Genomic DNA, 23,191 nt, shown 5'->3' on the forward strand with positions numbered 1-23,191 from the left:
GTGAGACAAAACTTTAGTTTTTAGAATAATACCTGTAAAGCGTTCCTTCTCTTACATATATTTAATTATCAATATATTAACTTATTATTTATCAAATCATTGTTGTTAGGCAACGTGTAATCCAGTGCAAAAAGTTGTTGTTGTGGAGGTGTATTACATATTCCTGGAACAGTAGTCCCCACAGCGGCCTTTAATCCATTTGTGATTTCTTTGTTTGTATCCCCTTTCCATCAAAATAGAAGTCCCGGTGAATTACCACCGGGACTTTATTATTTAAATGATGTGATTGAGATCTATTAGAAATCGTAATTAAACATCCTGAACGAGCTTCTCAAGCCGATCGAGAAGAAAGTTTCATTCTTCTTCCAGGTATCGTTCGACTCCCTTCTAGTGGCGGCACTCACTTCAAGGCGTAAATTATTCTTAGGGTTCATCAAGAATGCGATCGTTCCCTGGACGTACAACAAATTCGTATTCAAGCCTTGCCCGATCTTGTTACCATAATCTTCGGCGCGCGTGTTATAGCTTTTATTGATATCCTTACCGAAATTAATACCGGCGGTATCCAAACCGTAATTTGCATACATAATTTCACCCCGCAAGAACCAGCGCTTGTATTGATAATCCGCGATGTTCACCCATTCCACGAAGTTAGCTCCGAGCGGGTGTGCCAAGGATTGATTATAATGTCCGTAGTTATTCAAGGTAGTCCGCTGGCTGTATAAATAAGGCCGGGCGGCATTCACCTCTGTTAAGATATTTAAGTTAGGTACTTTGAAAATATTGTTGGACCGGAAACCAAGTTGCCCGCCATACTTATTGGCCCACCAACCGTTTCCGGAGGTGATTTCTTTTAGTTTAAACTCATCCAGCATGAATTGGCCGTACAAGGTACTGTTTTTGCTGATGGCATATTTGGCATTTAAACCCATCAGGGCGTTATCCGGCGACCCAACGGAGAACTCAACCGGGCGTAAGAACACGATAGGGTTGAGGTAGCTCCAATCGAATCCGCGTTTGCCGGTGGAGTCTGAATCCTGCCAGATCACCGATGCAAATAATCCCAGGGAGATTTTCTTTGAAACGTTCCAATCCAGGTAGTTGAAGATGCCCCACTTTTTACGGTAACCATTATCATAAGAAGCTTTGGGGTACTTCATATCGATAAATTGCGCCCACATGGTAGTGTATTGAATCTTACCGACGGTTGCAATCACTTTAAAGAAGGGATAATTAAATTGATTATCGCTTAAGAGCATCGAGCGGTAGCCGTCACCGATGAAGTTCCGATCATATCCGAGTTCGAGATCGAGGAATTTCGCGGCTTTGTAGGAGAGGAGAGCGCTGGCGTATGCGTAATCGAAGGCCTTGCCATCGGCGTAATCCCTAAGTTCACCTTGAGCAGGTAAAATCTTTTCCGTTCTACCGAAGTCGTCTAAATACCCGGGAAATTTACCTTGATTCTCGTAGAACTCGCTGCGGAAATAAAAGTTTTTACCAAGCCTGCCGCCCACTTCGACACCACGGGTATTTAACCAAGTGGTACTATTACGATTGCTATACCCGACTTGGAAATCCGGTAAGAAATCAGCATAGAAAGAATAATCTTCATGGTTGTATTCCAATAAATGCTCTTGGAAAGCCTTGCGGTGAAACCAAGATCGTCTCTTTGTTGAATCCTTCACCGGCCAGTAGAAGGTTCCCCTTTTACTGTAATCCTTAAGGGATGAGTGAAAGGAGCTACTATCTCCAGAGTTTTGATAAAAACCCAGTGAAAATTGTTGGCCGGGGTTTTGGGCATGTATAGAGGCCGATAACAGCAGAAAACTTGCTATGAATAGGCCTAAGAGTGATTTCTTCATGGATAATAATTGCTTGCTGGGTGCAAAAGTATGTAATAAAAAATTAGGCTATTATTTTTCACGAGACCTTGCTATCTCCTACAAATATAATGCCCATGAATTGGCCATATATTCTATTGAGAATAATTACTACCTTTAATAGAACCGCAAAAACTCATGGCTTATTCTAATAGAAATAAACTACGATACTTTTCAACGATCGTATTCCATTTATATCTTTCTATCGCAATATTTCTCATATCAACTGCCATGCATTGTAATCGCTCATTACTCAATAGGTTGACTTTTGCAATAATCTCAGCTTGGTCTTTAAAGTATTCAGCCCTATTCTCTGTAGTATATCGGTTATAAATAACATCATAAGCTAAAATCGGCATACCGGCGTACATCGCTTCGACCAATGATGGATTAGTCCCTCCGGCCGAATGGCCATGTAAATAAAGATTACAATTATTCCTTAAAACTGCAAGTTTCTCTGGTTCGTAGATTGGATCAATTAAGTCGATATTTTCAAATTCACTATACTTACTTTTTAGAGCTCTTGAATAAGAACTTAGCTCCCAGTTCCCTACAAATTTAAGTTTGCGGTTCGGCATATTTGAAAAAGCCTCTAATACAATGTGGACATTATTTTCAGGTTCTATCCTGCAAACAGAGAAAGCATAATTTACCTCTTTTGATTGTTTTTTCACGTCCAACATTACATGATCCCCACCATATTCAATTAGAATACTATCCTCACCGTACTCTTCTTTAACATATTCTTGAATGGCTCTATTATCAGCAATAATCGCATTTCCATACTTTACCGATAATTTTTCAGAGTACTTGAGAAATTTCTTTACTTTTCTACTCCATTTTTCACGCTTCCACTCCAATCCGTCAATATGTACTATAAACTTATTTTTTGAAAATTGCTTTAGAAGTGGATAAATTATTGCTCCCGATACACCTAATATTAGTAACCTATCATTATTTCTAAATGCATGTATAATACTTGCTACATCATATAAAATACTTTGCCAGCCATTTGCGTTAAAAGGTATATACTTAAGAGAAATATTCTCAAACTTCTCATTTTTAATGGCATATGACTTACTACTACAATAAACTGTAATATCAAACTCGTTCTGTAGCCCTTCTGCTAAATACTGCGCTAAGGTTTCGAAACCTCCATATTTAGCAGGAATACCTACGGAGCCTATAATTGCGATTTTCTTTTTCTCTCTCATTATAGTAAATTAACCCAAATCAGAAATATAATTATATATTGGGAAGTGCTTAAAGCATAACTTTATAAAAATAATTATATAAAACGATTTAGGCAATCATTAATTAGTTTTACACTAAGCTAACCAAGAAGTAAATAATTCACATTCAAAGTATTGATCGGGCATTATAGAACGATTTTACGGTAAGCCTTATATGTCGCCTCAGCAGCCTTTTCCCAAGTATAATTATCTAAAATTCTCTCTCTAAGTTTTAAAGGTAAGGGGGCATTAAATGCTTGATCAAGCGCCCGCCTAATTGAACTAATATTTCCGGGATCGCAATAGTATGCATAATCTTGAAAGTAATCATATGTATCACCATTGGGAGTAACAACAATATTTGTCCCCATTACACCTGCTTCAATAGAGGATAGCCCGGGAGTTTCCATCCAGCTTATTAAAGCATGAACTTTCGCCAATTTATAAAACTGAGGTAATTTATCATGTTCTAAATGATCAATAAAGTGAACGTTTTCGCTAGCCAACTCTCTAACACGATTATAATAACCAAGATTATTAGCGCCTGGTTTACCTAATAACACTAATTTATAATTCGTCCCTTCAACAGCCTTGACAAGATCCAATTGACATTTTCTACCCTCTATTCTAGCAACAGATAATATACAATCTTTATATTTCTGGAACTGTGAATCAACTTCCACTTTATTTGGATCAAAAAGGTTCACATCTACCGCATTAGGAATAACTTGATAAAGAGGGTTAATTATATTAAAATCGGAAATAACTCTTGACATCTCAGATTCAGAATTTGGCAGAAATATATCTGTATTATCGACAATTTCCTTCATAGTACTATAAATTCCTCTTAGCAAAGTACTAATACTCCCCATATGTAATTCTTTGCCAATAAATGTTCGGGCAAATGTTTTCACATATTCTATCTGGAACGGGCCAAGATACTTAAACAATTTGCTAGCTATTCCTCCACGTCCCCTTTTTTCAAAATCGGTATATAAACCATAAATAGTTGAAAGCGCCACGGGTTTCCCATATTCCTTCGCATTCTTTACTTGAAGCAACGATTCTTGCGCTCTCATCAAATTAAATACATGCACTAAGTCGAAAGTTGAAACATCGGGCGTCAATTCCGTGGAAACATGAACCTCAACACCTAGTTTTTCAAGGTACTTTTTTGTTTTCAACAATTGTATGGTATCCCCACCAGGAGCATCGAATAATGTTTTACGAGACTGAAATAGAACTCTCATAATTTATATATTCCTTTTTGTTTGTCTTAGGATGAAAATTTTTTAATAATAATATAAAAACAATTGCTGTAGCTGATAAACCATTAAATATTGTATGCCCAGCCATCAGTGAATGTAAAAATAAAGCAACAGCTCCCCAACCCAAAATTCTAGATATCTCAAATGACCTGATAGTTAAGTAAATAAAGAACAATACATATATTATTAACCCTATTAAACCATACATGAAAAAAACATCAACCCCATCCATTTCTAACATTTTATAACTTAATGTAAAATCGCTTGGTAGTTCATAAGATAGAAATGAACCTGCACCAAAAATGAACCGAGGAAAATACCACGGTGACTTTTCAAATGTATCAACAGCAGTATTGATGTAATTCTCCCTTCCACTCAAAATAAATTGCAACCAAGATTCCTTATTTTCAAACCTGAATATTATAACATCAAAAGCCAAATTAAGTCCATATATTATATTAGTCCAGAATATAGCTATAATTATACTTACGACAAACAAGCCGATATACCTTGCAATTGGATGTAAAGCAAAAAACATTACAGCCGCATTTAATATCAAAAAGATAACTGACGCTTTCGTTGCTACCAATACGAGACATACTAAAGTCAAAAAGTAGACTATTTTATCAGTAAAAGAATTCAATATCTTCTCATTGGCACCTAATCTCATAATTAAAGACAAAACTCCGAGCAATAAACCTAAACCATTGCCTGATGGGAACAGTCCTTTCGATCGAAATATTGATGAAGAAATCCCTACTTTAATGGCTAGTATGTTCCCAACTAAAATTATTATACATAAAAAAAATAAAAAATTCCTTATAAATTTAAGGACATCGCTAAAGGAATAATTAGATTCGTTAAATATTTTCTTTAGTGCTAGGTAAATAAAAATAGAATAAAAAAACTTATAAGAAAAAACGAGGCCATATAATAACCCTGAAACATCCTTGTGAAAGCAAAACGAAACAATCTCAATAAAAAGTAAATAGCAAGAGCCTAGTGTTATATAGATATAGTTTACATTCGAGCGTATGATAAAAATTGAAAGAGTGATAATATATAAACGTATCAATTGAGATGGAGAACCTATTCCCCCTGCCTGTATTGAATCGCCACGAACAAGCAATCCCGTTATGCTGTCGAATAATGGAACAAGGTATATGAAAGATATTAAGAATATTCTATTTAACACTTTTTCATGCATCATTTAATCCCTTTATCCTCAAGCATTGTAATTGTTTCCATAGCTAGCTTTACATGCTTCTCAATTGAAAATTCCCGTGCATATTCCCTAGCATTTTTAGCTAGCAATCTAGCTTTATCCCAATCAAAAAATATCTCATAAAACGTATTTGCTAATGCCACATCATTATTTTCTTCTATATACAACATACAATCACTTCTTGGAAATTGCTTGTAGATTATGTTGTCATATGCAACAATTATTTTTCCTGATGCCATTAGCTCCAATAAACTATTTGAAACGCCACTCCCTCCTGCATCAGAATTATTAGCTTTGGTCAAAACGAGGCCAACATGGGCATTCTCTAAAACTTTAGGCATTAAATCATTTGAAATGCGCCCTAATAAAGTGCAATTGACCGTTTTACTTGCAAATTTTTCAATTCTATCTTCTCCCCAACCAACAAATAGAAAATCCACTTTATCAACCAAATCAATATACTTGTTATTAAATATCTTGATCGCATTCACGAAATTATCACATCCTTTAGCACTAAAAAACCTGCCAATGAAGGCTATTTGAATTTTATCTGGCTTCTTAGTTGGCAATTCTGGAATGTACTCATATCTCGATAAATCAATCGCATTAGGTATAACTTTAGAATCAATTCTGTACTCTTTTTTATAATTCGATTGTGTATCCCAGCCATTAGAAATTACTAGGCTAGCATTCAATAATGCTTTTGCTTCAAATATTGAAATCAATGGAAACAATGATCTTATCCTGTAATTCCTTATATGCATACTTAATGTTGTTCTTAACCAAACCACATGATTGCATTTACGTCTATAATTCATAAGAAACAAAAGCATCCAAACAATAATCCCCGTAGGATAACTTCCGAGGGAAACTACGATCGGAATGCCAGCTTGTCTTATTCTCTTTAAAACAGCAGAATGGAATTGATATAACGTAATGAAATTTGCAAAAAGCCCCTTATTACCGCCATTCCTTATAGGAATGTAATTTATTTGCCCCGGAATGCATCCATGAATAAATTCCGATTGCGTTTCGTTTCCCCGATCGCAATAATAAATAGAAATATGTGAGGATTTATATTTAGGATTGTTTCGAACTTCCCTTAAAAACAAACGGAGCCAAGTTTCTACTCCTCCATTTGCAGGATTCAAATCAGAAAATATTATGAATGCAATTTCTTTCATATAGATTTGAAATCTCTTTTATGCCAAGATTAATATGAAGGTTATTTTGATTTACCAACTAAATTATTAGGCGTTTTGTCCAAATGCATATTATTTTTCATAAAATGAATAACCCTCTCCGTAGCATGCCCATCCCCATATGGATTATTTAACTGGCTCATACTTCCGTAGAACTTTTCATCTGACAATAATTTATTACATTTAGAAAGAATTTCATCCATATTTGTCCCAACCAAAAGTACAGTTCCTGCTTCCACTGCCTCAGGTCTTTCGGTTGTATCTCGCATCACTAAAACAGGTTTACCTAAACTTGGCGCCTCCTCTTGAACTCCACCGCTATCTGTAAGTATTAAATATGACTCGTTCATAAGCCATATAAAGCTTGCATAGGATAACGGTTCAATAAGTTTAATATTCTCTCTATTGGACAACCTTTCGTATACTACATCCTTTACTTTGGGATTTAAATGAACAGGATAAATAATCTGAACATCATCCCTTTCGGCTAAGCTTGATAACGCATCACATATATTTCTGAACCCCTCTCCATGGTTCTCCCTTCTATGGCCTGTAACCAAAATGATTTTTTTCCCTACCACGATCATTTCTTCCAAACTAAGTATTTCTTCATTGCTATATCCATTTTTGATCCGTTCAACACTACTCAGTAATGCATCAATGACAGTATTACCAGTTATGATTATGTTAGAAGGGTTAACCCCTTCCCTAACCAAGTATTTTTCAGCGGTCGAAGTCGGCGCAAAATGGTAATTTGCTAATAATCCAGTAACTCGTCGATTGATCTCCTCTGGAAAAGGAGAGTAGATATTATATGTACGGAGTCCGGCTTCGATATGACAGATTTTTATGCTTGAATAGAACGCTGCTAAGCTTGCCGCCATAGAGGTAGTAGTATCTCCGTGTACAAAAACGTAATCTGGCTGATACTCATCGAGAACAACTTTTACCCCTTCCAACAATCTGGCAGTCAATGAATGTAGACTCTGCGAAGTTTGCATGATATCAAGATCAAATTCCGGTTCGATATTAAAAAACTCCAACACTTGATCTAACATTTCCCTATGTTGAGCCGTAACACAAACCTTTACATCAAAAGCGGGGTCATTCTTGAAACCTAGTACAATGGGCGCCATTTTTATTGCTTCCGGACGGGTGCCAAATATTATCAAAATTTTATTCATCTATATCTATTTCAATCATGTTAATAGTTGGTATGATTAGTTCTTTTGAATATCCAAGGTCGCTCCTTTCTTAAAATGGATGCGCTGGTCTTCTAAAATAAATACCCTAAATTTCTTATTATCATTATCCATTTTAATGATATGAGCAATATTAAACCATTTTCCATCAGCAGAACCTATCTTATATTCATTATTGACATTTGAGGGCTTAGTTAATTGTATCTCCAAGAATGTATTCTTTCCACTCAGACCTAAAGCAGTCAAAATTACTTGGATAGGTACATTATCTACAGAATCAGAAAATGGAGTATATAATAATTCTTGCTTTCCCTCAATATTCCCAAGGGCGCTTGCGCTATTTATCTTAGTGTACTTGCTTGTTTTGCTCAATGATGCAGGCAAATTTACCGTAGAATTATTTAATAATATCTTCTTGTAATTTGTTTTAAAGGCAAATGTACTTGCTTTATCGAATGAGGACGCACTTAATTTAATCTTCGGTTCGCCTGAGGTTAAAATATATCCTTCCCCCCCTGAAAAAATAGATTTTGAAATATTTAGATTCTGACTTTGCTTTCCCTGTATAATAATTCCAGCAGTCTGTCTAAATAATAAATCCTTGGTATACCTCCAAGCAGAATAATTTTGTTGGGTGAATGTACAACTGTCTATATTAATATCTCCTCCACTATTAAACGAAGCCAAGAATATACCAGCAACCCAATTGTTAAAGAATTTTGAATTAGCAATGTTGCAATTAACTTGTTGCTTCACTTCTGAACGGTTTGTAATATTTAGTCCTATATAATTATCCTCACCAATCACACCATCACAGACCAAATTGGTATTCACAGCAACAATAGCAGCTCCTAGAAATTTTGAGTCTCCTCCGCTTGCACAGTTTCGAAATTCACCACCTTCAATATTGAGATTAATAATCATATCCCTATCTCCTTCAGATAATATTCCAGCTTTAGCCGAATAACGCGAACCGAATTTCAAATTTTCATTATTCACGCGACAATTCTTAAAGTAATACCTTCTCTTAGAATCATGTATAATAGTAACAAAATTATCAACACAGAAACCAGCATATCCCAATGAAGCTGCATTAGCAAAACAATTGATAAATGATATGTTATCTCCTGAAATTGCATAAAACACACTTACCGAGCCACAGAATCGTGCAATCACATTAGAAATTCTAACGTTTTCACTTCTAATTACCGTTACGGCATGCCCGCCATTTTTCATAATCCACTCTGCTCGCTCATCCGGGTTCTTAAATTTATGTCCTGCATCAGAATTTCCCCAATTTTCACCTTTTGACTCCACACATAAGTTCTCAATTACAGCATTTTGACATTGATCTAAACTTAACGAAGAGAAAAATACAGTTTTAGTCGTTTTTTTTAATTGGTTGGATGGGAATAACCTTGAAGATTCTCCATCGCCCTTTATATGAATATTATTTTTACCACTTATTATGATTGGCTGGTCAATCCGATAATTGCCTTTGGGGATATATATATAATTTGATTTATTTAAAGCCTTCAATATTGCTGGGGCATCGTTATGTATGCCATCACCCCTTGCTCCCATGGATTTTATGTTTATATATTGCTGAGCAGATAACCGAATCACCCCTAAGATATAAAACATTAAAATAACGGCTCTACTTATAATTACCATCATCAGTCGATTTTATAATTTTTGAGATTTTCATTATTCTTCATTCGAGACTTATGATTTACAACCCAAAAACATATAAATAAATAAAAACAGTAAAAAATAAATTGCGCATATATATATACTCTAAAATAACCTTCAAAGGATAACTTTGCAAGATAGGTAACCAAGAACGTTGAAACAAGTATTAACAATTGAACAGAAGTTAAATATAAAAATAGCCTCTGTTTTTGAAATACGATCAACACCTTAGATAAAGGAATGCAAATAAACCTAATGGCAAATAATGGAAGCATTATTCCTCCTAATTCCCCGGCATACTCCCAATTATTACCAAATACGAAAACTATAAGCGGCTTCAATAAAAATACTCCAAATATATAAGCTACAGCGGATACTAAAGATAATATTCCAAATATCCTTAGAAAAAAGCCTCTCCCGGATTTCGTGTCATTTGTCAAACGTGAGAGTTTCTGCATAAATGCATCACCCACTGCAGATGCAATAACATTTAATGGTACATTTAAAATTCTATTAGTTAACGCTATAAAGCCTAATAATTGCAACGAAAATACTTTGGATATAAATACACTAGGTAAATACAATACAAGAGTATTAGCTAATGTTCCGGGAACGCTAAACTTGGGAAAATTTATATACTCTATCGCTAGGCTAAGAATACTAGTCCGTGATATTTCATTCGAATACATTTTCCAATGATTCTTAACTGTCTTCAATAATGCTTTATTCGAAAAAACATTGGATGAAAGCTGTCCCACCAGTAGGCCCAGGGGGCTTGCTTTCAGGATGCCAACCAACAATTGAACTCCGGTCAAAAAGATGGATTTTATAGTCATGGCCTTAGCAATCAATCTATAATGCTGCGATCTCAAGTTATAATAACGCAACACCATAAATAAACTTACGAGCCAAACAATTACGGGTACAAAGAAGAGATAATATGAGCTTTGGCTATCAAGACCAACAAATGAAGATAAAATGGGTCTAAATAGCACCACAATTAACAAAACCGTTCCACTTACGATAGAACAAAGTATTGTTGCTGCTCCTGCTATAAGAAAGCCCTTTTTATTATCCTCAGGTAATAAAATGGCCTGTTCGTAATTTCCACAAGCAACTGAAGCTATAATACTAACTATTGCCATAACAACATCAGCAACACCAAAATCGGCAGGCGAATATATACGCGCTAACAGGGGAGCAATAATTATAGGAATACCTTGCGACAGGACTTGCCCCGTAAATAATGTCAGCACATTTTTACCAAATTCCGATTTATTCCTCAATGAGATCATTCAAATATTTTATCAGCCTGATAAATACGTTCTATGATCTCAACAACCTTAAGTCCCTCTAATGCATTCGTAGTAATTGAAGAGCGTCCCTTTAACACATTAACAACATTTTCAATGATATAATGATGATTCTGGGCGGAACCTTTATAAGCCCCATAATCATTTCCAGGATTAGTTGGCGCTAACTCCGGCATTGTATAATCGTAAACGTGACAAACCTCTACTTTGTCCATATACTGACCCCCGATTTTTACACTACCATTCTCAGCGATAATGGTCATACTGCTTTCTAAATTTGCATTCCATACCGCCGTTGAAAAATTAATACATCCTGATCCACCATTTACAAAATCAAAATTTACAAATCCGCTATCCTCAAATTCAGTTAAGGCGGAATGGTTATGATCCATCAACTTTGCCGATATATTTTTAATATCGCCAAATAACCAATACATAATATCAATAAAATGTGAAAATTGGGTAAACAATGTTCCTCCGTCAAGTGTTTTGGAACCATGCCAGGAACCAGATTTATAATACCTCTCATCCCTATTCCAATAACAATTTAATTGAACCATATAAATTCTTCCCAACTTCCCACTTTCTACGAGATCTTTAATCCAAACCGAAGGAGGAGAATATCTATTCTGCATAACTGCAAATACATGCTTATGGACATTCAAAGCTTTGTAGATAATTTTCTCAGCGTCCGATTTGGTTAATGCAATAGGTTTCTCTACAACAATATGCCTACCTGAACCTAATACTTCTAGTGCGATTTCCGCATGATAACCATTAGGTGTAGCAATATTAATAACATCAATATCAATCCCAGATTCCAAAAGCTCACTTAAAGTAGAGAAAAAAGGAGCGTCCTGCTGCAAATTCAAACTTTCTTTGGGTTTTACATCTACCAAGGCTACTAATTCAGCCTCTTCATTCCTGCTAATCATTTCTGCATGTCGCTTTCCAATATGTCCGCAACCAACTACAGCAAACTTAATTTTACGATCCATAGATGTTATTTTATTCTCTTAACACTATTATTAATTAATATATACACTTGTTGACTTTCAGGGCATATCGCTTTATTATGTTCATCAAAAATTAATCTATGCCCATATTCGCTGATCCATCCAATCTGTTTAGCAGGATTCCCTACGACCAATGCGTATGGAGCTACAGTTTTAGTGACGACAGCCCCTGCACCTATAAATGCAAACTCCCCAATATCATGCCCACAGACAATTGTAGCATTCGCTCCTATGCTTGCCCCTTTTCTTACTATTGTTCGTGCATAACTTCCACGCCTATTAATATGACTCCTGGGATTTATAATGTTTGTAAATACGCACGAAGGTCCGAGGAAAACATCATCTTCGCAAATTACACCGGTATAAATAGAAACATTATTCTGAACCTTAACATTATTACCTAAGACGACTTCCGGAGAGACAACCACATTTTGCCCAATATTACAGTTTTCACCAATTATAGAATTAGACATAATATGGGAAAAATGCCAAATTTTTGTGCCGGCTCCAATAGCCGCACCTTCATCTACTATTGCTGATGGATGTATAAAATTCTGGGGGCTCATCTTAGGTGTTTTTAAAAAAATCTCTAATCCTTTCTACAATATAGTCTTGCTGATCTATCGATAGTTCAGTATGCATTGGTAATGAAATCACCGATTTACATAATTCGGTTGTTACAGGAAGATTCCCGACTTTAATCCCCTTTCCTTGAAAAGCATCTTGTTCAAATAGCGGAATGGGATAGTATATCATAGATGGTACATTATTGTTTTCCAAAAATAATTTCAATTCATCTCTTCGACCATCCATTGTAATTAAGGTATATTGATGATAAACATGGGTAGAAAAAGGCACTTCAATAGGAGTAACAATACCTTCGATTCCTTTCAAACTTTTTGAATAATATGCTGCTGCCCTATACCTAGCTTCTGCATACTCATTTAAATATTTTAATTTAACATTCAAAACAGCAGCTTGCAGAGAATCTAATCGGGAATTCACACCTATGCACTTATGCACATACTTTCTTTCCTGTCCATGATTGGCAATCATCCTGATCTTTGCCCCTAGTTCAAGATCATTTGTAAATATAGCTCCTCCATCCCCATAGCACCCCAAGTTTTTTGAAGGAAAAAATGATGTACAACCTATATGTCCAATACTTCCAACCGAAGTTGTTCTTCCATCAGAAAATGTATACTTTGCTCCAATCGCCTGTGCTGTATCTTCTATTACATAGATACCATATTTATTAGCAATAGTCATAATTTCTTCCATGGGAACTGACTGGCCAAATAGGTGTACCGGAACTATAGCTCTAGTTTTAGGTGTAATAGCCTTTTCCAACTCTTTCACGTCTATATTAAAAGTGAATGGATCAACGTCAACCATCACTGGTATCAAACCAAGAAGGCATATTACTTCAGCAGTAGCGATGTAAGTAAATGAAGGTACAATTACTTCATCACCTGGTTGCAAATCAAGAGCCATCATGGCGATTTGTAATGCATCTGTACCATTTCCACACGGAACAACGCTTTTTACGCCTAGATATTCCGATAAATTCTGTGCAAACGATTTAACTTGAGGCCCATTTATAAAAGTGGCATCTTCTATGCATTCGAAAATGGAAAAAGCAACCTCTTCCTTTATTTTATTGTATTGACTTTTTAGGTCTACCATTTGAAGTTCTCGCATATAAATTCAATTATAATCTTGCATCTACTAAAGTTCTTTCAACACAGGACTTTGTATCAAAAATCACCGCTTCGTGGCTGTTCTTAAGCAGCTTAAAGTCAATAGTTAAAAAATCATCGTGTGCTACAGCTATGATTATTGAATCATATTGCGATTCAATTGTATCAATTAACTTTATACCGTATTCCTCTGCAACCTGTTGAGGATTTGCATGTGGATCATATACATCAACGTTAATTCCATATTGAATTAATTCATTATAGATATCAATAACCCTGGAATTCCTTATATCTGGGCAGTTTTCTTTAAATGTTATTCCTAAAATCAATGACTTTGACCCACTAATTTTATGGCATTTCTGGATTAATAGTTTTACAACCTTACTTGCAACGAACATACCCATATTATCATTGACTCTTCTCCCTGAAAGTATAACTTGGGGATGATAGCCTAAGGATTCTGCCTTGTGAGCTAAATAATACGGGTCAACCCCTATACAATGGCCTCCAACTAAACCTGGTTTATATTTTAAAAAATTCCATTTTGTACCTGCGGCTTCGATTACATCCGTAGTATCAATTCCCAACCTATCAAAGATCAATGCTAACTCATTTACAAAACTTATATTCACATCCCTTTGTGCATTTTCAATTGCTTTAGACGCTTCAGCCACTTTCAAACTTGGCGCTTTATGTGTGCCTGCCAAGATAATACTTGCATATAAGGAGTCAACAAAATCGGCAATTAACGGTGTAGAACCGGAAGTCACTTTCTTTATCTTCACCAAAGTATTCACTTTATCTCCGGGGTTAATCCTTTCTGGAGAATACCCGCAATAAAAATCCAAATTAAACCGCAAGCCGGATATTTTTTCTAAAAGTGGCACACAATCCTCTTCAGTACAACCTGGATATACAGTAGATTCATAAATAACGATATCACCTTTTTTCAATATTTTTGCAAGCATTTCAGTTGCTCTCAATAAAGGCGTAAGATCGGGGGATTTGAATTCATTAATAGGAGTTGGGACAGTTACGATAAAAACATTCTGATCTTTAATATCGTTTATTTCACACGAAAATTTAAGCCCTTTCTTTCCACCAGTTTGAGGGTACAAATCAACAACAGCTGATAAAGCTTCTAAATCAGCTTCTTTAGTATGATCTTCCTTTCTTGACAATTCATCTACCCTCTTCCTATTTATATCGAACCCTATAACATTATACTTTTTACCAAATTCAATAGCTAACGGTAGGCCAACGTATCCAAGTCCGATGATAGCAATTTTGGTATTTTCTAGCTTCATTACTTTGTATTTTTGGGAATTAAAGTTTAACTTATTCTGCCATTATATTTTTATAAAGCTTCATCACGACAACCATCATGAAAGCTAAAACCATAGAAACAAATGCACCGATAAAAGTTGCCCTCACTTTCCCTATCTTAACATTTTTAAGAGGCATTAAAGGCTTATCAATTATTTGTATAATTGGCCTTTCTTGCACCAGGGAAATCTTAGTTAGTTCTAGATTTTTTACTACTTCTATATACATTGTTTGTAAAATGGTCTTATTTCTTTGCGCCAGTTCATTTGACACTCCTGCAACTCTTCTTACTGCATTTAAATTTATATCTTGAATTCTCGCAAGCTCTACTGTACTTTGATTCAATAGTTTCTCAATCGAGTCAGCTTTCATCTGCAAGCGATCTATATTAGTATTATACCTTTGTATCTTGGTGTTAATGTAAAAATCAATGGCTTCCTTAACTAAGTTTTCTGTAAATATTTTACTAAATAACTCATCTTTAGATGTAAATCGAACCTGTATAAAATCAAGCTTTTTGTCTAATTTTGAAATTTTTAAATTGGATTCAGTAATTTTCGTGTAAATAATATTCAGGACGCTATCTTGCATTCTGTCAAGTTTCGCTCTTGGGATTTCTAATGGAAAACTAATTGCACTATTTGATTCCTTTTTTAGATCACTAATATTTAGATAATAATCCGCCATTGAATACCCTTTCCCGTTCTTCTCAATAGGTAATAACAATGTCTTTTCTATTAACATTCTCGACTTCAAAAATTCTAGAATATTGTCCCCGCTAAATATTCCACTTCTCACTGTTCCTCCCAAATCAATTCCGAATTGACTTGCTAGACCAGCGTATGAACTTAAATCACCTGATTGACTATTTTCTATCACAAAGGTAAGATTAGCTTCGTATTTATCTTTCTGAATAGAAGCTAATAATAACCCAATACCAGCTCCTATTATGCCAACTATAATATACACCAACCATTTCGAGAGAATATATTTGCTCCATCCATTTATTGAAATGATAATTTCCTTTAAGGACAAACCATTCTGCTTACCCCCTACCGAAATAGAATCGTTACTACCCATAATTATTTAATGTATACTAAAGATTATTGATTATAGTTGTAATAATTAATGCCAATGAAGCCACCCCAGTACTGATCCCTAATACCTCCTGCCCAGATAATCCCCGCTGGCTCGCCTTCGCCGGCACATAAATCTCCGCTCCCGGCTTCAACTTCGGGTAACTATTAAAAAACAGTACTTTCTTCGTTCCCTTCACTGTACCATTCGCGTATACAATATAACTCCTCCTCTTCAAAGCCTGCGCTGTAAACCCTCCGGCCCCTCTAACATAATCTCTAAAGCTATTCTCTTTCGTAAATCGAATCTTCTTGGGGAAATAAATCTCTCCGAATACTTGAACCGTCTGCAATTTCTTAGGTACCCGGATAATATCACCTTCTTCTAAAAACAGATCATCTTTTGATCCCGGTTTTTTCAATATTGCAGGTAAATCGATATTCACCAATTGCATGTTACGCTGTACATCACTTTTAAACCTATTGACACTCGCACTGTCTTCCAACTTGTTATAATATACTTCCAGCTTGTTATGCAGCAATACCGAATCCGACGCGTTAACAAAGGTTCTCCTGACCATCACCGCACCTTCCGCATAAGCATCGGGCCTTAACCCACCCGAGCGTCTAATCAAATCCGAAATACGCTCTTTCTTTGAATTGATCGTGTAACTACCCGGGTAAAGAACTTCCCCCCCGATATTTACATCCGCTTGTTCCGTATACGATGGCGACTTCCGTACCATCACCTCGTCAAACGGTTGCAATTCAAAATGCGTCATCTCGTTGCTTACGGCCATGCCCGGCGTAATATCAAAATGCTGGATAATCGCCAAAGCAGTATCGTTGCCGGTATTTTCCTGGCTGCGGATCCGGCGGGAGATTTCCACGCGCTGCAAGGAAGCTGCATCCTGTAAGCCCCCGGCTAATAAAATCAGGTCCTCCAACTGCATCCCTTCAGCATAGCTGAATCTGCCCGGAATATTTACCAGCCCGCTGATATGTACTGTAAAATCTTCTTGTAATTCAAATTTATTATAGATGATAACACTGTCTTCCCTTCGCAGTTGAATATTCGATGCGCCGGATAATACATCCTTCACATTGAAATTGATCATCTGGGGGGTCATGTCTTCCTTAAAACGGCGAATCAAACCACGTGTCAAGGATGCTTCTTCCCTTACACCATCAGCTTTTGAGATGAGATCCTTTATTGTCATGCCGCTCTCAAGGGAGTAATTACCGGGATGAAACACCGCCCCGCTGATAACAACGCGGTTTGAAAAGCGGTTCAACACCGAATCAACTTCAAATTTATCGCCCGAATGTAATTCGTAAGTAGCTATCTCGGCCTGCGGGATATCGATCACCTCGCGTTCCCGGTTATTGATCCTGAAACCGCGGATCAACTCTTTATATGCCGCGTCGGTATACCCACCGGCATAACGGATGACGTCTTTCAAAGTTTCGCCGGGCTTCACTTCGAAAATACCCGGTGTTTTCACGCCGCCGGATAGCTCTACCCTTGTTTGGTAAGGGTTTACCTTGATAATGTCTTGATCCTGTAATACCAAGTTATTGGAAAGATCCCCTTTGTTTAAGAAGTCGTATAAATCGAAGGTTACAACTGGTTGCCCGTTCCTGATGAGCTGGATATCCCTGAAAGAACCATTGTTGTTAGGTCCGCCGGAAACATATAAAGCATTGGCTATAGTAGCTAGCGAGGGTAGGGTATAGGAGCCGGGGGTTTCAATTTCTCCTATCAGTAGCACGCGGATACTGCGGATATTCCCCAGGTTTACCTGTACCGATGTGTTGCCGGTATTGATGGCGCTATAAATTGTGGCTAATTGCTTGGTAATCCTGCGGGTGGCATCCTCGATTGTAAGGCCGTTTACGTAGATAGGACCCAGGTTTGGTACACGGATATAACCTTCCGCGTTCACCTTCAGCCTCATCTGTGTTTCGTTATAACCGTAAACATCGATCAACAGTTCGTCCCCGGTTGCGAGGCGATAATTGGGCGGGGTCGCCATCCTGAGATTCGGTTCGAAGGTTAAGTTTTTATTGCTGAATAGCTGCGCCCCGTAAACTTTAGATTGAACACCCTTTTTTGACGGCTTGGTTTGACCGCCGGCTTCCCAATCTACACTGCGTTCACCGTCGTACAAGTTATTATCAGCATTTCCCTTGTTGGCGGCAGAAAGGTCGCCTTCCAGGTTCAGGGTGCGGATGCGTTGTTTCAATTTGCTGACCTGTGCTGCGGGTATCCCCTTAGCCTCGGCATAACTATCGATGTTATCCAAGGTTACCCCGTTTTTCTGCATTTCGGTCACAATCTGTTTGATTTGGGCATCAGACAATTGGTCGATATTCACCTGTTTCAGTGCTTCCGGATCAACGGTAGGTACCTGTGCCATAGCAGTTATACTCATGAATAGCAGCAACAGTTGAACCAACAATAATTTTTTCATAGATTGCTTGTAATAAAAACTTTCTCGAAACTTTTTTAAGGTATTCCAATAATCACCATTCCCAATTTTCAAGGGGCTATTGAAAATTGAGAGGCAAATTTATTAAAAATAAGATACAAATCTTAATACCTACACTCCTATATAAATAAATATGAGCAGCTTTTGAACAAATTTCAATCCAAACTCTAGGATCACTCGTAAATAATTCTATCAATCGCCCCATTTGATATTCATTTTTATTAACATTTGTTTAATTATAAATACGTAAATAGTTAAACAGAATTACGATCGATATAAAAAGAAAAATTTTCAAGTGATTTTTATTTTTAGTATATTTAAATACTGATTATTAAAATGTTAAGCGTTCGGGAAGTTTTTATTTCATTGAAAAAAAAGCGTGAAATTATTGGAATGAACATTTAATTTGTTTAAATTAGTAGAGCAAAAATTAAACAATATGTCATCCGCTGAATTCAACACCCTATTATTGAGCAACGCTGATTTTCTCAAGCCCTTTGCTATTACTCTTACCAAAGACGCCGAATCAGCTAAAGATCTCTTCCAAGAAACAATGTTCCGAGCCATTTCCAACCAGGAAAAATACCTGGCAGGTACCAACATCCGGGCATGGCTGTACACCATCATGAGGAACATATTTATTAACAATTACAGGCGTAAATCAAAACAGCACCTTTGCTTTGACAATTCCTCCAACGATTTCCTGTTAAACTCTAACCAAGTGATTATCGGGAATCATGCCGAGGCCGGACTCAGGGTCAAAGACATACAGGTTGCTGTACATGGTTTGCCGGTAATCTTTAAAAAACCTTTCCTCCTGTATCTCGACGGTTTCAAATATTTCGAAATCGCGGAATTGCTGGATGAACCCCTGGGTACTATTAAAAGCCGTATCCACTTTGCACGGAAAATGCTGAAAGCACAAGTAGCCCGGCATTAAATTAAATTCTAGAATGTGTAGTCGTTTGTTGTTATTGTTAGCTTGTTCGAGACAAATCCCATAGTCCTGTCCCTACTAGCTGTATCATCCTTATAGGGTTCATGTGATTTGTTTGTTTAAACCGATTTACCATGTAATTAACCCGGCAAACACCCTTTCGACTTCTATTAAATGGATGCTCATCCGTGTACATCCACGGCTATGCTTAAGGCATAACCAAATATTCCTTTTATAAATCAATAAGTATCAATATTAAACTTGTTGGTACTTATTGATTTTCAATCATTGTGGCCCGACTAAAATTGCATTAAATTTACTTGGATTCCTTACCTGATCAAGGACATAAGCGAAGGATGAGCTATTCAGCCCCACCGAGAAAACCGTGGAACTTCGCACCGTTGATAGCGAACGGTAGTTGGGCGATACAGTAGTACAAAAGCTGGATCGCACGATCAAATTGGCGGCCGTAATGGCCAATTTGTGCCCTTTTTGGATACTCGTTTTTTGGGCAAGCAAAAAAGTACAAGAAACGAGCAGATGAACATTGAATCGAACTTTTATGGCGATTATAATTTTTTTCATTCAAAATTTAGTCGGACAATAATGATTTTCAATTGCTAATATTTTCGTGTTGAATCACACGAAGAGGGGAATTATTATCCAGGGGATGGATTTACAAACTTCTTGCTATAACTTTAGCATTATGGCAATGTTTTTGCCGCTAGCTGCAAATTTCTAAAACCCTGCAAATGCAACAAACCGCTCCCCTGATACTTGTTAACGAATCAGACGAACCCATCGGCACCATGGAAAAGATGCAAGCGCACCGCGAAGGTTTGCTACACCGCGCTTTTTCCATATTCATATTCAATAGGAAACGTCAAATGCTCTTGCACCAAAGGGCTGATGAAAAATATCATAGCGGTGGCTTGTGGACAAATGCTTGCTGTAGTCACCCCATCCCGGGTGAAGAACTTATTATAAGCGCCCAAAGAAGATTACAAGAAGAGATGGGCTTCCAATGCCCCCTTGAAGAAATATTCTCCTTCGTTTATAAAGCCGAACTTGATAATAACCTCGTTGAGCATGAATTCGATCATGTATTAGTAGGCACTTATGAAGGAGATATCGTTCCGAATAAGGAAGAGGTGCAAGATTTCGGTTATTACTCCGTCGATGATATTCAAAGATTATTAGAAAAGAACCCCGAAGATTTTACAGCCTGGTTTAAAATCGCATTCCCGAAAGTGATGGATTGGGTCTTCGTAAGTGGCGGCAAATAAGGAATACCGCACCTTGAAAGGTACGGTATAGTATAATTTAATGCCATCCAACTTAGCTGTAAACTATTTCAAGACTGCTTTGTATATCCCGCGCTCCATTTGAATGCCCCAGGCTTTTAATTGTGCTGGCATATCGAAGCCTTCTGCCTGGTAGCTTGCAATTACCTTGTTTTTAGCCTGTTCTAGGGCTGCTGCATCCCTCCAATGGGCCACGGTGATCAATTGCGTTGTATCGCCTGATGAGAATTTGTAAATGGTGTCCCCTTCGAACCCTTCCATCTTCTTAATCATTTCCCTGTTAAGGGCCATCCTTTGCTCAAAAGCCGGCAATGCTTCGTTGGGAACTTTGAACTGATCTATAAAATACACACTTCCGGTCGTTGCTGGCTTCGGAATAGCGTTTACATCGGCTGGTAAAACACCCAATTGTTGCAAGAAATCCAACCGATCGGTATGTACCTCGGAAGCCACGATTTGCCCGGCTTCCAGCTTGTAGATTGCCATTCCGAAACTGTTAACCGTTTTACCGGTTGCAGCGATTCCTGGTAAAGGTCCTTCTTGTGTGCCAGTTACATGCCAGCACGCTACGACCTGGTCTCCTTCTGCAACAATATGATCCAATTCCCATTTCAAACCCGGGAAAGCGGCTATCAAGGGTAGGATGGGCTTCTTAAATGCTTTGGCCCCTTTTTGTTGATCAATGCCTGCATATCCAGGAGAGATGATTTGATCCAATTTATCAAATGCCCTTTTATTCAAAATTTCTTCATACAGTTCCCGGATAATTTCTTTGTTTTCCATATTGTTTGTCGTTTTTTCTGATGGTGAATAATTAGCCTGCGTTTGCGCCCCCAGGCCCATAACCTGCAACTGCATTAGCAGCAATATCATCAAGTGTTTCATAGTATCTTGTTTGTTATTATGCAAAACTAACAGCGGCCTTGCCAGGGAAATTGTAAAAATTCATTGATTTGGCAATTTCAAGTCAACAGTATGAAAGCCGGGAGTTTTTTGATAGATTTATTGCCTGTTTAGAGGCAATGCTTTTTTTATTGGTATTCAATCATCAAATTATTTCTATGTTTTATTCCACGAAGTCATTACCGAAAGGAATCCTATTTTTCTCATTGATGGCAATTGCCGTTATCTCTAACGGCTGTTTTCAGAAAGAAGCTAAGCAAGAAAAAGCAGGGGTTAACCAGTTACCCGATTGGGCCATGGGTGGATTTGTAAGGCCCGCCGGTATCAACCCCGTAATTTCCCCGTTAGGGCAAAGTCAATTTTTAGATCCAATGAAAGATTCACTGGTAGCCTGGGAGTCCAATGATACGTTCAATCCCGCTGCCGCCGTTAAAGACAGCCAGATCGTTGTTTTATACCGTGCCGAAGACAAGTCGGGTGTTGGTATCGGTTTTAGAACATCCAGGTTGGGATATGCCTCCAGCAATGATGGTCTACATTTCGACAGGAAAAACACCCCCGTTTTTTACCCGGCTGATGATGATCAAAAAGAATATGAATGGCCGGGAGGAACGGAAGATCCTAGGGTTGCCGTGACGGAAGAAGGTACCTATGTTATGTTCTACACGCAGTGGAACCGTAAAACGCCGCGCTTGGGTGTTGCTACTTCTAAGGACCTGGTTAATTGGGAGAAACATGGCCCCATTTTCAAGGACAATAAAACATTTCCCCAACTTTTTAATGAGGCGCATAAATCAGCATCCATCCTCACGAAACTGGTCAATGATCGCCAGGTAATTACCAAGATCAACGGCCGTTATTGGTTATATTGGGGAGAAAGGGGCGTGTACGGAGCCACCTCCGATGACCTGGTGCATTGGGAACCGGTAGTTGATGAAGCAGGTAAGTTGAAAGCCTTCATCTCACCGAGGAAAGGTTACTTCGATAGTGATCTAACAGAATGCGGCCCCCCGGCAATCATGACCGACAAGGGCATTATCCTGCTTTACAATGGCAAGAACAATCCTAAAAATGGGGATAAACGATTTAACAAGGGCACTTACAGCGCTGGCCAAGTTTTATTTGACAAAAACGATCCTACCAAAGTACTGGAGCGCTTGGATGTTCCGTTTTTAAGGCCAATGGAATCTTTTGAGAAAAGTGGTCAATATGTTGACGGGACTGTATTCATCGAAGGACTTGTTTATTTTAAAAAGAAATGGTTCCTGTATTATGGTTGCGCTGATTCGAGGGTGGCGGTTGCCGTATTTGATCCGGAAAACCCGGCTCCAGCGGATCCTTTGCCCGGCGGAGCGCTGCCTGTAACCAAGTAGATATTAACGATGCAGTGTATAAATAAAAACCGGGAACTAATAATTTCGTT

General features: G+C 37.5%; 18 protein-coding genes. 3 read left to right on the top strand and 15 right to left on the bottom strand.

Annotated features, from left to right (window positions below):
• Positions 1 to 296: 296 nt before the first annotated feature.
• The 14 genes from COR50_RS03125 to COR50_RS03190 all read right to left on the bottom strand — a co-directional run bounded on the left by COR50_RS03125 (position 297) and on the right by COR50_RS03190 (position 18,606).
• On the bottom strand, positions 297 to 1,862 hold the full coding sequence (locus COR50_RS03125) for a hypothetical protein (protein ID WP_098192630.1): 1,566 nt from the start codon (positions 1,860 to 1,862) through the stop codon (positions 297 to 299).
• A 161-nt stretch (positions 1,863 to 2,023) separates the two neighbouring features.
• Positions 2,024 to 3,094: a DUF1972 domain-containing protein gene (locus tag COR50_RS03130; RefSeq protein WP_098192631.1), complete on the bottom strand. Its 1,071-nt coding sequence runs from the start codon at positions 3,092 to 3,094 to the stop codon at positions 2,024 to 2,026.
• Between the two features lie 164 nt (positions 3,095 to 3,258).
• Positions 3,259 to 4,362: a glycosyltransferase family 4 protein gene (locus COR50_RS03135; RefSeq protein ID WP_098192632.1), complete on the bottom strand. Its 1,104-nt coding sequence runs from the start codon at positions 4,360 to 4,362 to the stop codon at positions 3,259 to 3,261.
• Positions 4,337 to 5,590 (bottom strand): O-antigen ligase family protein, encoded by a 1,254-nt coding sequence (locus COR50_RS03140; RefSeq protein WP_157760602.1) that lies wholly within the window; start codon positions 5,588 to 5,590, stop codon positions 4,337 to 4,339. Before COR50_RS03140 ends, COR50_RS03135 begins: the two co-directional genes overlap by 26 nt.
• Positions 5,587 to 6,789 (bottom strand): glycosyltransferase family 4 protein, encoded by a 1,203-nt coding sequence (locus COR50_RS03145; protein WP_098192634.1) that lies wholly within the window; start codon positions 6,787 to 6,789, stop codon positions 5,587 to 5,589. The genes COR50_RS03140 and COR50_RS03145 overlap by 4 nt, the downstream gene beginning before the upstream one ends.
• Positions 6,790 to 6,830: 41 nt before the next feature.
• On the bottom strand, positions 6,831 to 7,991 hold the full coding sequence (wecB, locus tag COR50_RS03150; RefSeq protein ID WP_098192635.1) for a non-hydrolyzing UDP-N-acetylglucosamine 2-epimerase: 1,161 nt from the start codon (positions 7,989 to 7,991) through the stop codon (positions 6,831 to 6,833).
• Between the two features lie 36 nt (positions 7,992 to 8,027).
• Positions 8,028 to 9,686: a glycosyl hydrolase family 28-related protein gene (locus tag COR50_RS03155; protein WP_098192636.1), complete on the bottom strand. Its 1,659-nt coding sequence runs from the start codon at positions 9,684 to 9,686 to the stop codon at positions 8,028 to 8,030.
• Positions 9,686 to 10,996 carry an oligosaccharide flippase family protein gene (locus tag COR50_RS03160; protein ID WP_098192637.1) on the bottom strand — a complete coding sequence of 437 codons (1,311 nt, stop codon included), beginning with the start codon at positions 10,994 to 10,996 and terminating at the stop codon, positions 9,686 to 9,688. Before COR50_RS03160 ends, COR50_RS03155 begins: the two co-directional genes overlap by 1 nt.
• Positions 10,993 to 12,012 (bottom strand): Gfo/Idh/MocA family protein, encoded by a 1,020-nt coding sequence (locus tag COR50_RS03165; protein ID WP_098192638.1) that lies wholly within the window; start codon positions 12,010 to 12,012, stop codon positions 10,993 to 10,995. Before COR50_RS03165 ends, COR50_RS03160 begins: the two co-directional genes overlap by 4 nt.
• Positions 12,013 to 12,017: 5 nt before the next feature.
• Positions 12,018 to 12,596 carry an acyltransferase gene (locus COR50_RS03170; protein WP_098192639.1) on the bottom strand — a complete coding sequence of 193 codons (579 nt, stop codon included), beginning with the start codon at positions 12,594 to 12,596 and terminating at the stop codon, positions 12,018 to 12,020.
• A 1-nt stretch (position 12,597) separates the two neighbouring features.
• Positions 12,598 to 13,731, bottom strand: coding sequence for a DegT/DnrJ/EryC1/StrS family aminotransferase (locus COR50_RS03175; protein WP_098192640.1), 1,134 nt, complete (start codon positions 13,729 to 13,731; stop codon positions 12,598 to 12,600).
• A gap of 10 nt (positions 13,732 to 13,741) precedes the next feature.
• Positions 13,742 to 15,037: a nucleotide sugar dehydrogenase gene (locus COR50_RS03180; RefSeq protein ID WP_098192641.1), complete on the bottom strand. Its 1,296-nt coding sequence runs from the start codon at positions 15,035 to 15,037 to the stop codon at positions 13,742 to 13,744.
• Positions 15,038 to 15,068: 31 nt separating this feature from the next.
• Positions 15,069 to 16,136 carry a GumC domain-containing protein gene (locus COR50_RS03185; protein ID WP_098192642.1) on the bottom strand — a complete coding sequence of 356 codons (1,068 nt, stop codon included), beginning with the start codon at positions 16,134 to 16,136 and terminating at the stop codon, positions 15,069 to 15,071.
• Positions 16,137 to 16,152: 16 nt separating this feature from the next.
• Positions 16,153 to 18,606, bottom strand: coding sequence for an SLBB domain-containing protein (locus tag COR50_RS03190; protein WP_098192643.1), 2,454 nt, complete (start codon positions 18,604 to 18,606; stop codon positions 16,153 to 16,155).
• A 457-nt stretch (positions 18,607 to 19,063) separates the two neighbouring features.
• Between COR50_RS03190 and COR50_RS03195 the strand changes: the two genes are divergently transcribed.
• Positions 19,064 to 19,564 (top strand): RNA polymerase sigma factor, encoded by a 501-nt coding sequence (locus COR50_RS03195; protein WP_098192644.1) that lies wholly within the window; start codon positions 19,064 to 19,066, stop codon positions 19,562 to 19,564.
• Positions 19,565 to 20,313: 749 nt separating this feature from the next.
• Positions 20,314 to 20,847 carry an isopentenyl-diphosphate Delta-isomerase gene (gene idi / locus COR50_RS03205; RefSeq protein ID WP_098192646.1) on the top strand — a complete coding sequence of 178 codons (534 nt, stop codon included), beginning with the start codon at positions 20,314 to 20,316 and terminating at the stop codon, positions 20,845 to 20,847.
• 63 nt (positions 20,848 to 20,910) lie between these two features.
• Here idi and COR50_RS03210 read toward each other — a convergent pair whose 3' ends face one another.
• Positions 20,911 to 21,750 (bottom strand): ester cyclase, encoded by an 840-nt coding sequence (locus COR50_RS03210; RefSeq protein WP_098192647.1) that lies wholly within the window; start codon positions 21,748 to 21,750, stop codon positions 20,911 to 20,913.
• A gap of 176 nt (positions 21,751 to 21,926) precedes the next feature.
• Here COR50_RS03210 and COR50_RS03215 point away from each other — a divergent pair, with 176 nt between their 5' ends.
• Positions 21,927 to 23,141 carry a glycoside hydrolase family 130 protein gene (locus tag COR50_RS03215; protein WP_232516259.1) on the top strand — a complete coding sequence of 405 codons (1,215 nt, stop codon included), beginning with the start codon at positions 21,927 to 21,929 and terminating at the stop codon, positions 23,139 to 23,141.
• Positions 23,142 to 23,191: the final 50 nt, after the last annotated feature.

It is taken from the genome of Chitinophaga caeni (assembly GCF_002557795.1).
In the GTDB taxonomy this organism is placed as follows: domain Bacteria; phylum Bacteroidota; class Bacteroidia; order Chitinophagales; family Chitinophagaceae; genus Chitinophaga; species Chitinophaga caeni.